Origin of the sequence: Micromonospora taraxaci (genome assembly GCF_007830095.1) — a bacterium.
Classification (GTDB): domain Bacteria; phylum Actinomycetota; class Actinomycetes; order Mycobacteriales; family Micromonosporaceae; genus Micromonospora; species Micromonospora taraxaci.
Window position 1 is genome coordinate 4018108 of the sequence record NZ_VIWZ01000001.1, and the last position, 13480, is coordinate 4031587.

Consider the following 13480-nt stretch of genomic DNA (forward strand, 5'->3'; position numbering starts at 1 on the left):
GGCGAGAGGCCCCGGACGCCTACGTCAGCGGGAGGTGCCGCTGAGCCGCCGCCCGATCGACGCGATCAGCCGGTCCAGCTCGGAGCCGAACGGGTTGTCGTGCACCAGGTACGTCCAGGTGGCGGTGGGCCGGACCAGGGTGCCGTCGTCGGCCTGCCAGTCCTCATCGAATTCGGTCTCGTTGAAGGTGGCGATGGTGCGGGCCTCGATCTCCGGGATCAGGTCGTTGAACGCCGGCACGGCGGCCCGGTGGAACTCGTCCAGCGGGTCGAGCCGGCCCAGCGCGCGCAGGTGCACGCCCTCGCGGACCTCCGACAACTCGGCCAGGTGCTCGGCCCAGAGCCGGTCCAGGTGGTAGAGCGCGATCGAACGGGCCGCTCGGGCGAGCAGGTCCTCGTCCATCTCGCCGGCCTTCTCGGGCTCCTTCTCCAGGAGCATCACCGCGGCCACGTCGCTGGTCAGCAGCCGCTCGCGACGGGCGGCGAGGGCCTTGCGCTGCTGCTCGATCACCACGCTGTAGCGCCAGGTGTTGCGGTGGATCTCGTGGTTGACGCCCTCGGCGACCCGCTGGGCGTGCTCGACTGCGTAGTCGACCTGCTCGTCGGTCACCAGGCCGTCCGCGTTCATCCGCGGCGACGCCGGCACCGAGTCGGCGGCGTGCCGGACGACCAGGTCGTCCTCCAGGCTGACGAAGAAGACCGAGCCACCCGGGTCGCCCTGCCGGCCGGCCCGACCGCGCAGCTGGTCGTCCACCCGCCGGCTGTCGTGCCGGCCGCTGCCGATCACGTAGAGCCCGCCCAGCTCGGCGACCCGTTCCTGGTCGCTCTGGTCGCTGCCGCCGAGCCGGATGTCGACACCCCGGCCGGCCATCTGGGTGGAGACGGTCACCGAGCCGTACGCGCCGGCCTCGGCGATGATCGCCGCTTCCTCGTCGTCGTTCTTGGCGTTCAGCACGACGCAGGGCACCCCGGCGGCGTTGAGGCCGGCGGCCAGGCCCTCGGACTCCTTGACGTCGAGGGTGCCGACCAGCACCGGCCGCCCCTTGGCGTGCCAGCGCTGAATCTCGTCGATCAGCGCCTCGTCCTTCTCGGCCCGGGTGGCGTAGATGCGGTCCGGCTCGTCCTCGCGGATGCACGGGGTGTTCGGCGGGATCACCGCGACCTCGAGGTTGAAGAACTCCCGCAGCTGGTCGCCGACGTGCACCGCGGTGGCGGTCATCCCGCAGACCTTCGGGTAGAGCGCGATGTACGCCTGCATGGCGATGGTGCCCAGCACCTCGCCCTCGGCGGTGGCGTCCAGGCCCTCCTTGGCCTCGACCGCGGCCTGGAGGCCGTCCGGCCAGCGGCGGCGCTGGGCCACCCGGCCGCGCATCTCGTCGACCAGCTCGACCGAGCCGTCCCGGACGATGTAGTCCACGTCGCGGTGCAGCAGGGCGTGTGCGTGCAGCGCCACGTTGACCGCGGAGAGCTGCGCGACGTGCTCCTCGTCGTACAGGTCGATGCCGAGCTTGGCCTCGATGGCGGCCAGGCCGGCGGAGGTGAACGCCACGCTCCGCCCGTCCTCGGCGACCGTGTAGTGCTTGCCCTTGCGCAGGCCGCGGACCAGGGCGGCGGCGGCGTGCACCGGGTCCTGCTCGCCCGGCACCGCGCCGGCCAGGACCATCGGCACCCGTGCCTCGTCGATCATGATCGAGTCGGCCTCGTCGACGATCGCGGTGGTCAGCGGGGGTTGCACCCGGTCCTCCACGTCGGTGACCAACTGGTCGCGCAGGTAGTCGAAGCCGGCCTCGCTGACCGAGACGTAGGTGACGTCGCAGGCGTACGCGTCGCGCCGCTCCTGCGGGGAGGACGCCTCGTTGACCCAGCCGACGGTGAGGCCGAGCAGGGTGTAGACCGGCTCCATCCACTGGGCGTCGCGGCGGGCCAGGTAGTCGTTGATGGTAAGCACGTGCACCGGCCCGTTGCCCAGCCGAACGTGCCCGTACGCGGCGATCGTGGCGGTGAGTGTCTTGCCCTCACCGGTGGCCATCTCGGCGACCTTGCCGGAGAGCAGCGACATCGCGCCGAGCAGCTGCACGTCGTACGGCCGCTGGTCGAGGCCTCGGCGGGCGGCCTCACGGCCGACGGCGCAGATCTCCTCGTAGCCGGTGGCGGCACCGGCGGCCTCGGTCAGCTCGGCGTCGTCGAGCGCGGCGAGCTCGTCCGCGCGCGCCTCGATAGCCGGCAGCAGCTTCTCCAGCGGAGCAAGATCCACGGTCGAGCCGGGGCGCTGAAGGAACCGCCGGAACTTGCTCTTGAACCGTTGCGACACACCCATGAGCGGCAACGGTACGCGATTCGGGCCGGCATGCGCGGCCCGGCCGCCGACAAGTTGGCGGATCAGACGGGCTCAGCCGACCAGTAGCTGGTGGGCGGCCAGCTCACGGTAGAGCGGGTCGGTCGCGGTCAGTTCGGCGTGGGTGCCGACGGCGACCACCCGACCGCCGTCGAGGACCACGATCTGGTCGGCGTCGACCACGGTGGCGAGCCGGTGCGCCACGATCAACAGCGTCCGGCGGACGGCCACCGCGTCGATGGCCCGGCGCAGCGCGGCCTCGTTGCGCGAGTCGAGGTTGCTGGTGGGCTCGTCGAGCAGCAACACCGGCGGGCCGGCGAGCAGGGCCCGGGCGATGGCCAGCCGCTGCCGCTCACCCCCGGAGAGCAGCACCCCGCCCTCCCCCACCTGGACGTCCAGCCCTGCGGAGGTGCGGTGCGCCAGGTGCGCGAGGTTGACCTCGTCGAGGACCTCGCGAAGGCGGTCGTCGGTGGCGTCCGGCGTGGTGATCAGCAGGTTCTCCCGCAGCGTGCCGGCGAGCACGGGGGCCTCCTGCTCGACGTAGCCCAGCCGGGCCCGCAGCGCGTCGCGGGGCAGATCCCGAACGTCGGTGCCGTCGAGTCGGACCGCGCCGGCGCTCACCTCGTAGAAGCGTTCGACCAGCGCCAGCAGTGTCGACTTGCCGGCGCCGGAGGGGCCGACCAGCGCGGTACGGGTGCCGGTGGGCACCGTGAAGGTGACCTCGTGCAGCACCGGCTCACCGCCCGGGTAGCCGAACCCCACCCGGTCGAACTCGATCATCGGCGCGGGCCGACGTGGGCTGGTCGTCGCCACGGCGGGCGCGGGCCGATCCGCCGCGCCCTCCGCGGGCACGGCGAGGATCTCCTCGATCCGCTGGAGGGCACCCAGACCGGACTGCAACTGGGTGTACGCCCGCAGCACCTGGCCCAGCGGCAGCGCCAGCAGGAACAGGTACATGACGAAGGCGACCAGGTCGCCGACGGAGATCGCCCCGGCGGCGACCCGCGCCCCGCCGATGCCGAGCACCAGCAGGAACGCGCCCTGCACGGTGATCGAGCCGATCGGGCCGACCACCGACTGCACCCGGGCCACCCGCAGCCCGGCCGTGTACGCCTCCCGCGCGCTGCCGGTGACCGTCTGCGTCTCCCGGGCCTCGGCGCGGCTGGCCCGGATGGTCCGGGCCGCCGAGATGGCCCGCTCCACCGCCGAGGTCATCTCGCCGATCCGCTCCTGGGCGGCACGGGCCAACGCCCGCACCCGGCGGACGAAGGTGAGCGCGAAAGCGAGCCCGAGCGCCACGCCGAGCAGTGTGACGCCGAAGAGCAGCGGGTCGAGCAGCACCATGGCCGTGCCGGCGCCGACCACCGTCACCGCCCCGGTGACCGTCTCGAAGAGCCCGGAGGTGACGACCGCGCGCAGCAGTGTGGTGTCCGAGCCGACCCGGGAGAGCAGGTCGCCGGTGCGTCGGCTGTCGTACTCGGCGATGGGTAGCCGCAGCAGGTGACCGGCGAGCCGGCGGCGGGTGCCCAGCACCAACCCTTCGGCGGTGCGTTGCAGCAGGTAGTCGCGCAGCCCGCCGATGGCCGCGCCGAGCACCACGAGAACCACGAGGACCGTCACCAGTGCGGAGACCGTCTGGTTGACGCCGATCCGGTCGAGCACCGACCGGGTGAGCAGCGGCTGCGCCAGCGACGCCGCCGCGCCGAGCAGCGACAGCACACCCACCACGACCAGGGTGCCGCGGTGCTCACGCAGGTACGGCAGCAGCGCGGCCAGGCCGACCGGCCGTTCCTTCGCGGTGCTGACCGGCCGGTCCTTCGGGGTGCTCATGCCGGGAACGGTAGTCCGCCGCGTCACCCACCCGGGCGGGGTCCGGGCCGACAAGCGGCACGGGGGCCGGTCCAGCACCCGCCCGGGGTGCGCTCAGGCGGACAACACCACCTGGAGTTCCTGGCGTCGACGGTCGGCCAGATCGGTGAGCAGTGTGGGTGCCTCGTCGAACGGCACCACCGCCGAGACGAGGTGCTTGCGGACCGTGTCCCCGTACGCGCGGAGCAGGTCGATGGTCTCGGCGGAGAGCCGCTCGCGGTCCCAGGTGGGGGCGAGCCCGCGTGGCACCCGGCCGATCTGCGCGCAGCGCAGCGAGAGGCCGTTGTGGTGGAACTCCTCGCCGAGCCGGACGGCGTCCGCGCCCTCCTGGTAGAAGGCCAGGTCGATGACGGTGCCCTGGGGGCGCAGCAGCCGCAGGGCGAGCTGCAACGCCCAGGCCTGCCCCCGGCACTGGAACACCACGTCGGCGCCCCGGTCGCCGGCGGTGTGCGCCCAGCGGGTCTTGAGCACGACCGCCGGGTCGTCCGCGTCCGGGTCGAGGGTTTCCAGGCCGAGCGCCTCGGCGGCCTGGCGGCGGTGGGGGGTCGGGTCGAGCACCACCACCGAGGCAGCGCCGTTGCGCCGGGCGAACAGCGCCGTCAGCAGCGCCACCACACCGGCGCCGACGACGGCGACGCGCCGGCCGCGTACCCCGTCGCCGAGCGCGCGGACGTCGGCGCCGTGCAGGTCGGCGGCCGCGTGCAGGAGGCCGTTGGCGCAGATCGGGCCCATGTGCGCCACGTAGACGCCGAGCAGCGGGTCCAGGTCCTCGGGTAGCGGCACGAACCGCTCGGCGACCGGGTCGGCCAGCCAGCCGGTCCGGTGTCCGTAGGTCATGGCGCCGACAGTGCCCACCGCGACGGCCGAGGTCTCGCTCTCCACCACGCGGCCGACCTGCATGTAGCCCAGCCGGGTCACCGGGTACGGGGTGCTCGCCGCGCCCGGCTGGAACAGGCCCAGGTCGGCGTTCCAGGTGACGTTGAGGTACGGGTTCGTGCCCTTGACGTAGCTCAGCTCGGTGCCGGCGGAGACGCCGCTGAAGAGCGTCTCGACCCGGAACGTGCCGGGGCGCAGCGGCGCGGCGTCCTGCTCGACCAGCTCGACCCGGCCGGGACCGGTGACCACCACGACCCTGTCACGCATCGACTGTCACCCCCGTGTGCAGCGCCGCCGGAGCGGTCGGGGCGGTCAGTCGTACGGTCGTGCCGGTGCGGGCGGAGTCGGCCACCGCGAGGGCCAGTCGCTGGGTCGCCAGGGCCTCGGCGTACGGGACGCGCACGTCGTCGTCGACGCCGCGGACGGCGTCGACGAAGGCACGGTCCACCGCCACCCGGGCGGCCTCCGGGTCGGCGGGAACGTGTCGTTCGCCGTCGGCGTCGCGGATCGACAGGCCGTCCTCGGTGAGGGCGAGGGCCAGCCCGTCGGCGAGGATCTCCAGGCCGGCGCGGTGCTTCCAGCCGAGCACGCAGGCCGCGCTGAGGGTGCCGACCGCCCCGTCGGCGAAGCGCAGCACGGCGGTCGTCACCGAGTCGATGTCGGCGCCGTCGACCGGCGGCGGGGTGCCGTTGCCGTACGCGGTGACCTCGGTCACCTCGCCGGCCAGCACGCGGACCAGGTCCAGCACGTGGGCGGCCTGCTCGACCACCGGCCCGCCGGAGCGGTCCCGCCGCGACCACCAGGCCACCGGGGGCACCTTGTCCAGCCAGGCGCCGCTGACCATCCGGACGGGACGGTCGGCGAGCAGCTCGCGGGCCTGGTCGAGCACGTTCAGGTAGCGCCAGTGGTGGCCGACGGCGGTGCGCAACCCCCGGCGCGCGACCAGCTCGGCGATCCGTTCGGCGGTGCCCAGGTCGACCGCGACCGGTTTCTCCACGAACATCGGCACCCCGGCCTCGACCAGCGCCTCCTCGGCGGGGCCGTGCGCGAACGGCGGTACGCAGACGTACACCGCGTCGGGGTTGGTGGCCAGCAGCTCGGCGATGTCGGCGCAGACCCGCGCGCCGTGCGGCGTGGCCAGCGCGGACGCCGCCTCCGGCGCGACGTCGGTGACCCCGACCAGTTCGACGTCGTCGAAGCCGGACAGCACGCGCGCGTGACGTTGTGCCACTCCGCCGGCTCCGACCAGACCCACTCGGCACTGACGCATTCGTCACCCCTTCGAAGACAATTCATGTGCGATGGGAGCAGTCCCCCGGGGTGTGCGCAATCAAACGTTCATCCCCCGGGAACGCACTGGCGTCACCTCTGTGATCAAGCTGTTGCCAAGAAAGCGGTTAACGCGCGGCAGGGAATGGGAACAACCAATTTTGGTTTTCCACGCACGAATGGAGGGGTGCCCGTGCGGGATGCGACATCGAGCGTTTCACCGGTGGTGGAGGCGTGGGCCACGTATCGGACGACGACGACGGCCGACTGGCCGACACGTCGGCTGATGCGGGCCAAGGGTGAGACCCGGGTCAGCGTGGTGCTGCCGGCGCGCAACGAGGAGGCCACCGTCGGCGCGATCGTGTCGACCATCCGAGAGCACCTGATGGATCGGGTCGCCCTGGTTGACGAGCTGATCGTGGTGGATTCACGCTCGACCGACCGCACGGCGCAGGTGGCTCGGGCCGCCGGCGCGGAGGTGGTCAGCCAGGACGCGATGACCCGGGGGCTGCCCCGGCTCACCGGCAAGGGCGACGCCCTGTGGGCCGGACTGGCCGCCGCCGAGGGGGACGTGGTGGCGTTCATCGACGCCGACCTGCGGGAGTTCCGGCCGCACTTCGTGACCGGGCTGCTCGGCCCGCTGCTGACCGACTCCTCGGTCGACTTCGTGAAGGGGTTCTACCACCGGCCGTTGGTCGGCACCGCCAGCGTTGAGCAGGACGGCGGGGGCCGGGTGACCGAGCTGATGGCCCGACCACTGCTCAACCTGTTCTGGCCCGAGTTGGCCGGTTTCGTGCAGCCCCTCGCCGGTGAGTACGCGGGCCGCCGGGACGTGCTCTCCCGGGTGCCGTTCGTGTCCGGGTACGGCGTGGAGACGGCCATGATGATCGACCTGCTCGACCTGGTCGGCCTGGACGCGATGGCGCAGGTCGACCTCGGCGAGCGCAAGCACCGGCACCAGGACACGGCGGCGTTGGGCCGGATGTCGGCGCAGATCATGTTGACCGCCTGGTCCCGGTTGCAGCGGCGCGGCTGGGCGACCCCCGGGTTGACGCCGGAGTCGTTGCTGACCCAGTTCCGTCGCGGCGGCTCGGACACCCTGCCCAACCTGGACCGCGAGATCGTGGTCACCGACGTGTCCATCGAGGAACGCCCGCCGCTGGCCGAGTTGCGCCACCGGGTGCCCCGCCGACGGGTGGCCGCCGCGTGAACACGAGAGAGGGACGAGCCGGATGAGCCTTACCGTGCTGATGAACGCCGGGCCGTGGCTGTCCGTGCCACCGCCCGGCTACGGCGGCATCGAGAACGTGATCGCCACGCTCGTGCCGGAGCTGCGCCGCCTGGGCGTACGGGTGGTGCTCGCCTCGGTGGGCAGCAGCACCCTGCCGGTGGACGAGCGGGTGTCGGTCTTCGCCGACGGGCAGTTCGCCTCGTTACAGCGGCCGTACAACCAGGTCTGTGGTGTCGCCCAGGCGCACCTGGCCGGGGTGGTCCGCGAGCTGCACTCCCGCGACGACATCGACCTGGTGCACGACCACGTGGAGGCGGTCGGCCTGGCCACGCTCGCCGCGATGGGACCGGCCGGCCCGCCGACCCTGCACACCCTGCACTGGGACCTGGCCAAGCACCCGGCGCTCTACGGCAGCCTGGACGGCGGCGACCGCGTCCGGGTCAACGGGGTCTCCGCGTCGCAGCTGGCCCGGGCGCCGCTGGCGCTGCAGGAGCACTCGGTGGGGCACGTGCACCTGTCCACCCCGCTCGCCGTCGACGCCGACCGTCGACCCCGACCGGAGAAGGGCGAGCACCTGCTCATCCTGGGCCGGATCAACCCGGGCAAGGGCCAGGACGTGGGTGCCCGACTGGCCCACCGGGTCGGGTTTCCACTGGTGTTGGCCGGCCCGGTGGGGCCGTACCACCGACCGGCCGATCTGGCCGCGGCCGGCGACGAGGCCCGGCAGAACCCGGACGTGCGGTTCTTCCTCGACGAGGTGGCCCCGCACGTCGACGGTGACCTGGTTCGCTGGGTGGGCACGGTGGCCGGCCAGGAGCGGGACGACCTGCTCGCCAGCGCTCGCGCGTCGCTGTTCCCGCTGCGGTGGGAGGAGCCGGGAGGCACGGCGGTGGTCGAGTCGCTCGCCCTGGGTACGCCGGTGGTGGCGACCTCCCGGGGCTGCCTGCCGGAGCTGATCGAGCACGGCCGCACCGGGCTGCTCACCGCCGAGGAGGAGGAGCTGGGTGAGCTAGTGCTCGCCAGCGACCTGCTCGACCCGGACGAGTGTCGGCGGGTGGCCGCGCAGCGGTTCACCCCGGCGGTGATGGCCCAACGCTACGTGGAGCTGTACGAGCGGGTCCGCCACCTGTCCCGCGCGCCGAGGCTGCTGCCGGCCTGACCGTCGGAGGCGTTTGCCGGCGGCGGCAGCGGGTAGCCGGCAGCGCTCGTACCCGCCGTCGCAGCGAGGAGCCGGGAATGGTCGGACCGATGGCCCACTCCCGGGCCCGACCCAACCCGGCCGACGGCAAGGCGCCGGTCCGACGTGCCGCGTCGACGGTGGGCGTGTTGTTCCTGCTGATCGGCGTGCTCGGCTTCGTACCCGGGATCACCAGCGGAATGCACGACCTGCGCTTCGCGGGCCACGGCTCGGGCGCGTACCTGTTCGGGGTCTTCCAGGTGTCGGTGCTGCACAACCTGGTGCACCTGGCGTTCGGGGTGGCGGGGCTGGTGCTGGCGCGGACGGTCGCCGGGGCCCGGACGTTCCTGATCGGCGGCGGTGCCGTCTATCTGGTGCTCTGGCTCTACGGTCTGGCGGTGGACCACGACACCGGGGCTAACGTGCTGCCGGTGAACGACGCCGACAGTTGGCTGCACCTGGGCCTCGGCGTCGGCATGATCGCGTTGGGCGTCCTGACCGGGCGACCCCGTCCGTGACCTGCGTCATCGCGGCCGGTCAGCCGCCCCGCTCCGCCGTGGGTCCGGTTTGACGGCGGGCGGCCACGGGTAGTGGGGAGCTCCCGACCCAGCAGCGAATCGAGGGCACCGATGTCGAGCCGGATCACCTGCGAGGTGCGCACCACGGCACCGGTGGCGGTCGTCCGACTCGCTGGTGCGCTGCATCTGGGCACCATGCGCTCGGTTCACCGGGCGCTCAGCGACGCGCTCGTCGACCAGCCGGAGGCGTTGGTGGTCGACATGGCCGAGGTGAGCGTCGAGGACCGCCTCGCGTTGTCCGTCTTCGCCGCGACCGCACGCCGTGCCGAGGAGTGGCCGGCCGTGCCGGTGGTGCTCTGCGCCCCGTCGCCGGTCGCCGCGCGCTGGCTGGCCGAGTCGACCACCTGCCGCGTGGTCCCGGTCACCGCGGACTGCGCGGAGGCCACCCGAATGGCGGGCGCCACGCCGCGGATGCGGGCCCGGCTGGAGCCGGTGGCCGAGGCGTGCCGGCGGGCCCGGGAGTTGGTCACCGACGCGTGCGCCCGGTGGAATCTGCCCGAAGCGGCCGGACCGGCCGCGTTGGTGCTGAGCGAGCTGGTCGGCAACGTGGTACGCCACGCCGGCACCCCGATGCAGGTGACGGTGACCCTGCGCCGACCGTACCTGCACCTGGCGGTGGTGGACGGCAGCAGCGCGCAGGCCCAGCCGGGCGGGACGGACCTGCACGCCGAGGGTGGCCGAGGGCTGATGCTGGTGCGGGAGCTGGCCCAGCGCTGGGGCAGCGTGCCGGCCGGTCAGGGCAAGGCTGTCTGGGCGATGCTGCCGGCAACCTGAGTGTTCGGGTGCTTGCGCCCGGTACCAGCGATCTGACCGAATTTACCGCTCTGGCCTGGTTACATGGTGCAAGGGTCGGGTAGGCACGCCCGTCCTTTCTGCCGTCACGACGGGGTGAGCAGCCATGCCCAAGCGGGTAACCACGGAACCCGGTCGCGACCGGGGCCCGGCGATCCTGGCACCGGCCCGGTTCGGGGGGTTCCCGGGAGCGGTACGAGCACCGGTCCCCGGCAACTCGTTGATCAAGTTCCTGGCCACGACCGACCACAAACAGATCGGCCTGCTGTACCTGCTGACCTCCTTTGGGTTCTTCGTGGTGGCCGGGTTGCAGGCGATGGTGATGCGCGCCGAGCTGGCCCGACCGGGGATGCAGTTCCTCTCCTCCGAGCAGTACAACCAGCTGTTCACCTCGCACGGCGCGGTGATGCTGCTGCTGTTCGCCACGCCCGCGGCGTTCGGGTTCGCCAACTTCATCGTGCCGATCCAGATCGGCGCGCCGGACGTGTCGTTCCCCCGTCTCAACGCGCTCGCCTACTGGCTGTACCTGTTCGGCGGGCTCATGGTCATCGGTGGGTTCATCACCCCGGGGGGTTCGGCGGACTTCGGCTGGACCGCGTACAGCCCGCTCAGCAGCGTCGAGCACAGCCCCGGCGTGGGGGCGAACATGTGGGTGCTCGGCCTGGTCGTCTCCGGGCTGGGCACCATCCTCGGCGCGGTCAACCTGATCACCACGATCCTCACCCTGCGCGCACCCGGGATGACCATGTTCCGGATGCCGATCTTCACCTGGAACATGCTGTTCACCAGCGTTCTGGTGATCCTCGTCTTCCCGCTGCTGGCCGCCGCGCTGCTGGCGCTGTCGGCCGACCGGTTGCTCAACGCGCACGTGTACGACCCGGCGACCGGCGGGCCGATGCTCTGGCAACACCTGTTCTGGTTCTTCGGCCACCCCGAGGTGTACATCATCGCCTTGCCGTTCTTCGGCATCATCACCGAGATCATCCCGGTGTTCTCCCGCAAGCCGCTCTTCGGCTACACCGGGATCGTGCTGGCCACCATCGCCATCACCGTGCTGTCCATGACGGTGTGGGCGCACCACATGTTCGCCACCGGCCAGGTACTGCTGCCGTTCTTCAGCATCCTCAGCTATCTGATCGCGGTGCCGACCGGCGTGAAGTTCTTCAACTGGATCGGCACCATGTGGAAGGGGCAACTCACCTTCGAGACGCCGATGCTGTTCGCCATCGGCTTCCTGGTCACCTTCCTGCTCGGTGGCCTCACCGGGGTGCTGCTGGCCAGCCCGCCGGCCGACTGGCACACCCACGACAGCTACTTCGTGGTGGCGCACTTCCACTACGTGGTGTTCGGCACCGTGGTCTTTGCCCTGTTCGGCGGCTACTACTTCTGGTGGCCGAAGATGACCGGCCGCCTGCTCGACGAGCGGCTCGGCAAGGCGCACTTCTGGACGATGTTCATCGGCTTCCACGGCACCTTCCTGGTGCACCACTGGCTGGGCAATGAGGGCATGCCCCGCCGCTACGCCGACTACCTGCCCACCGACGGCTTCACCACGCTGAACACGATCTCCAGCATCTTCGCCTTCATCCTCGGACTGTCCACCCTGTTCTTCATCTACAACGCCTGGAAGTCCTGGCGGTACGGGGCGGTGGTGACAGTGGACGACCCGTGGGGCTTCGGCAACTCGTTGGAGTGGGCCACCAGTTGCCCTCCCCCGCTGCGCAACTTCGACCGGATGCCGCGGATCCGGTCCGAGCGTCCCGCGTTCGACCTGAAGTACGGCCCGCTCGTCGCCGACCTGGGCCGGGACCTCCCTCAGCGCACCACGAAGCCGCCGCAGCAGTTCGCCGAGGAGTTGCGGTTGGAGCACCACGCCCCGGAGTCGCCGGCCGCCGAGGGCGCGCACGGCGCCCGCGAGGCCGCCGACTTCCAGCCAGCGCCGCGCTCCGGCGCGCGCCCCGTGGACGTGCCGGAACCCGAGGGAATACGGCGTCCGAGCTTTGAGCAGAGCGACTCGCCGAAGGACGCCGAGGACGCGCCCAAGCCGCACGAACGCTGGCGTCACCCGCACGGTGACAAACCCGAAGAACGCTGACCGGCGTACGCCGAGAGGGCCGACACCCGGCGGGTGTCGGCCCTCGTCGTTCGTGTTCCCGACGGCGGCGCTCCGGTCCGGATTCGGCGGCTCAGTCGCGGGCGGGGGCCAGGCCGGCGGCGGTGAGCGAGCGGCGTACCGCGGGCTGGACCCGGGTCAGCCGCAGCGGCACCCCGGTCCGCTCCGCCGCGTCCCGTCCGGCCATCAGCGCGGCGATCCCGCCGGCGTCGAACCCACCCGCGCCGACCAGGTCGACGACCACCTCGCTGGGCTGCCCGGTGACGGCCTCCAGCATGGCCCGCCGCAGTTGGTCCGCGCCGTCGCGGTCGATCTCGCCGCCGACCTCGACCACCACCCGGTCGCCGTTCTGCTTGACCGAGATCCGGGTCTTGCCCGGGTCGGGTTCGGCCGCGCCGTTCTGCCACGGCGGCGGCGCGTCGGCGAGCATCGCCTGACGTAGCCAGGTGAGCGCTCGCGACAGCAACCGGGACACGTGCATCTGCGAGATGCCGAACCGGGCGGCGATCTCCGCCTGGGTCTGGTTGCCGTAGAAGCGCATTGCCAGGATGCGCCGCTCCCGCCAGGGCAGTCGGTGCAGCAGACCGCTCACCGTGACCCGGTCGTCGACCGACTCCAGCGCGTTGTCCGATTCGCCGACCAGGTCACCGAACTCCGCCGAGCTCTCCCCGCCCACCGGGGCGTTGAGCGAGGCCGGGCTGTAGCCGGCCGCCGACTCCAGCGCGGCGAGGATCTCCTCCTCCGGGGTCTCCAGTCGGGCCGACAGTTCGGCCACCGACGGGGCCCGGGACAGCTCACTGGTCAGCGCGGCCGTGGCCTGTCCCACCTCGAGGATCAGGTCCCGCAGCCGGCGGGGCACGTGCACGCCCCAGGTGCGGTCCCGGAAATGCCGTTTGATCTCGCCCACGATGGTGATCGCGGCGTACGCGGTGAAGGACCCGCGTTCCGGGTCATACCGGTCGACGGCGTTGACCAGCCCCAGTCGGGCCACCTGCTCCAGGTCCTCCAGGGGCTCCCCACGACCCCGGTACCGGCGGGCCAGCCGCCCGGCGAAGGGCAGCGCGAAGCGCACCAGGTCGTCACGGGCCTCCCCCCGACGCTCCGGAGGCAGCCCTTCGATCCGGGCCGCGTACGCCAGTGCCGCCGCGTCGAGGTCCTCCAGACCCCGATCGGTGGGCGGTGGTGTGGTCGTGGTCGTACTCGTCTGTCCGAACATCCGCGCCTCCCTCAGGAAGGTCCCC

General features: G+C 72.2%; 10 protein-coding genes. 5 read left to right on the plus strand and 5 right to left on the minus strand.

Translation table 11 applies throughout. The features are described from left to right. Nucleotides 1–24 precede the first annotated feature (24 nt). From secA2 to FHU34_RS18590, 4 genes are all read right to left on the minus strand, one after another. Nucleotides 25–2316 carry an accessory Sec system translocase SecA2 gene (gene secA2 / locus FHU34_RS18575; RefSeq protein WP_145782248.1) on the minus strand — a complete coding sequence of 764 codons (2292 nt, stop codon included), beginning with the start codon at nt 2314–2316 and terminating at the stop codon, nt 25–27. 72 nt (nt 2317–2388) lie between these two features. Then, nucleotides 2389–4164, minus strand: a complete 1776-nt coding sequence (locus FHU34_RS18580; RefSeq protein WP_145782254.1) for an ABC transporter ATP-binding protein — start codon at nt 4162–4164, stop codon at nt 2389–2391. A 93-nt stretch (nt 4165–4257) separates the two neighbouring features. Further along, complete coding sequence (locus FHU34_RS18585; protein ID WP_145782258.1) at nt 4258–5346, minus strand: zinc-dependent alcohol dehydrogenase; 1089 nt, start codon at nt 5344–5346, stop codon at nt 4258–4260. After that, nucleotides 5339–6349, minus strand: coding sequence for a Gfo/Idh/MocA family protein (locus tag FHU34_RS18590; RefSeq protein WP_145782262.1), 1011 nt, complete (start codon nt 6347–6349; stop codon nt 5339–5341). Before FHU34_RS18590 ends, FHU34_RS18585 begins: the two co-directional genes overlap by 8 nt. Before the next feature lie 144 nt (nt 6350–6493). Between FHU34_RS18590 and FHU34_RS18595 the strand changes: the two genes are divergently transcribed. The 5 genes from FHU34_RS18595 to ctaD all read left to right on the plus strand — a co-directional run bounded on the left by FHU34_RS18595 (nt 6494) and on the right by ctaD (nt 12221). Beyond that, complete coding sequence (locus FHU34_RS18595; RefSeq protein ID WP_425280536.1) at nt 6494–7558, plus strand: glucosyl-3-phosphoglycerate synthase; 1065 nt, start codon at nt 6494–6496, stop codon at nt 7556–7558. Between the two features lie 22 nt (nt 7559–7580). Continuing rightward, nucleotides 7581–8738, plus strand: coding sequence for a glycosyltransferase (locus tag FHU34_RS18600; protein ID WP_145782272.1), 1158 nt, complete (start codon nt 7581–7583; stop codon nt 8736–8738). Nucleotides 8739–8815: 77 nt separating this feature from the next. Further along, complete coding sequence (locus FHU34_RS18605; RefSeq protein ID WP_145782281.1) at nt 8816–9274, plus strand: DUF4383 domain-containing protein; 459 nt, start codon at nt 8816–8818, stop codon at nt 9272–9274. A 111-nt stretch (nt 9275–9385) separates the two neighbouring features. Continuing rightward, nucleotides 9386–10108 carry an ATP-binding protein gene (locus FHU34_RS18610; RefSeq protein WP_145782286.1) on the plus strand — a complete coding sequence of 241 codons (723 nt, stop codon included), beginning with the start codon at nt 9386–9388 and terminating at the stop codon, nt 10106–10108. A gap of 124 nt (nt 10109–10232) precedes the next feature. Continuing rightward, nucleotides 10233–12221 (plus strand): aa3-type cytochrome oxidase subunit I, encoded by a 1989-nt coding sequence (gene ctaD, locus FHU34_RS18615; protein ID WP_145782290.1) that lies wholly within the window; start codon nt 10233–10235, stop codon nt 12219–12221. 91 nt (nt 12222–12312) lie between these two features. Here ctaD and FHU34_RS18620 read toward each other — a convergent pair whose 3' ends face one another. Continuing rightward, nucleotides 12313–13455, minus strand: a complete 1143-nt coding sequence (locus FHU34_RS18620) for a SigB/SigF/SigG family RNA polymerase sigma factor (protein ID WP_088989760.1) — start codon at nt 13453–13455, stop codon at nt 12313–12315. Nucleotides 13456–13480: the final 25 nt, after the last annotated feature.

What these genes read in the sequence shown, in the direction of transcription:
- secA2 (WP_145782248.1), bottom strand. Translation starts at nt 2,316, where the DNA reads ATGGGTGTGTCGCAACGGTTCAAGAGCAAGTTCCGGCGGTTCCTTCAG.
- FHU34_RS18580 (WP_145782254.1), bottom strand. Translation starts at nt 4,164, where the DNA reads ATGAGCACCCCGAAGGACCGGCCGGTCAGCACCGCGAAGGAACGGCCG.
- FHU34_RS18585 (WP_145782258.1), bottom strand. Translation starts at nt 5,346, where the DNA reads ATGCGTGACAGGGTCGTGGTGGTCACCGGTCCCGGCCGGGTCGAGCTG.
- FHU34_RS18590 (WP_145782262.1), bottom strand. Translation starts at nt 6,349, where the DNA reads ATGCGTCAGTGCCGAGTGGGTCTGGTCGGAGCCGGCGGAGTGGCACAA.
- FHU34_RS18595 (WP_425280536.1), top strand. Translation starts at nt 6,494, where the DNA reads ATGGGAACAACCAATTTTGGTTTTCCACGCACGAATGGAGGGGTGCCC.
- FHU34_RS18600 (WP_145782272.1), top strand. Translation starts at nt 7,581, where the DNA reads ATGAGCCTTACCGTGCTGATGAACGCCGGGCCGTGGCTGTCCGTGCCA.
- FHU34_RS18605 (WP_145782281.1), top strand. Translation starts at nt 8,816, where the DNA reads ATGGTCGGACCGATGGCCCACTCCCGGGCCCGACCCAACCCGGCCGAC.
- FHU34_RS18610 (WP_145782286.1), top strand. Translation starts at nt 9,386, where the DNA reads ATGTCGAGCCGGATCACCTGCGAGGTGCGCACCACGGCACCGGTGGCG.
- ctaD (WP_145782290.1), top strand. Translation starts at nt 10,233, where the DNA reads ATGCCCAAGCGGGTAACCACGGAACCCGGTCGCGACCGGGGCCCGGCG.
- FHU34_RS18620 (WP_088989760.1), bottom strand. Translation starts at nt 13,455, where the DNA reads ATGTTCGGACAGACGAGTACGACCACGACCACACCACCGCCCACCGAT.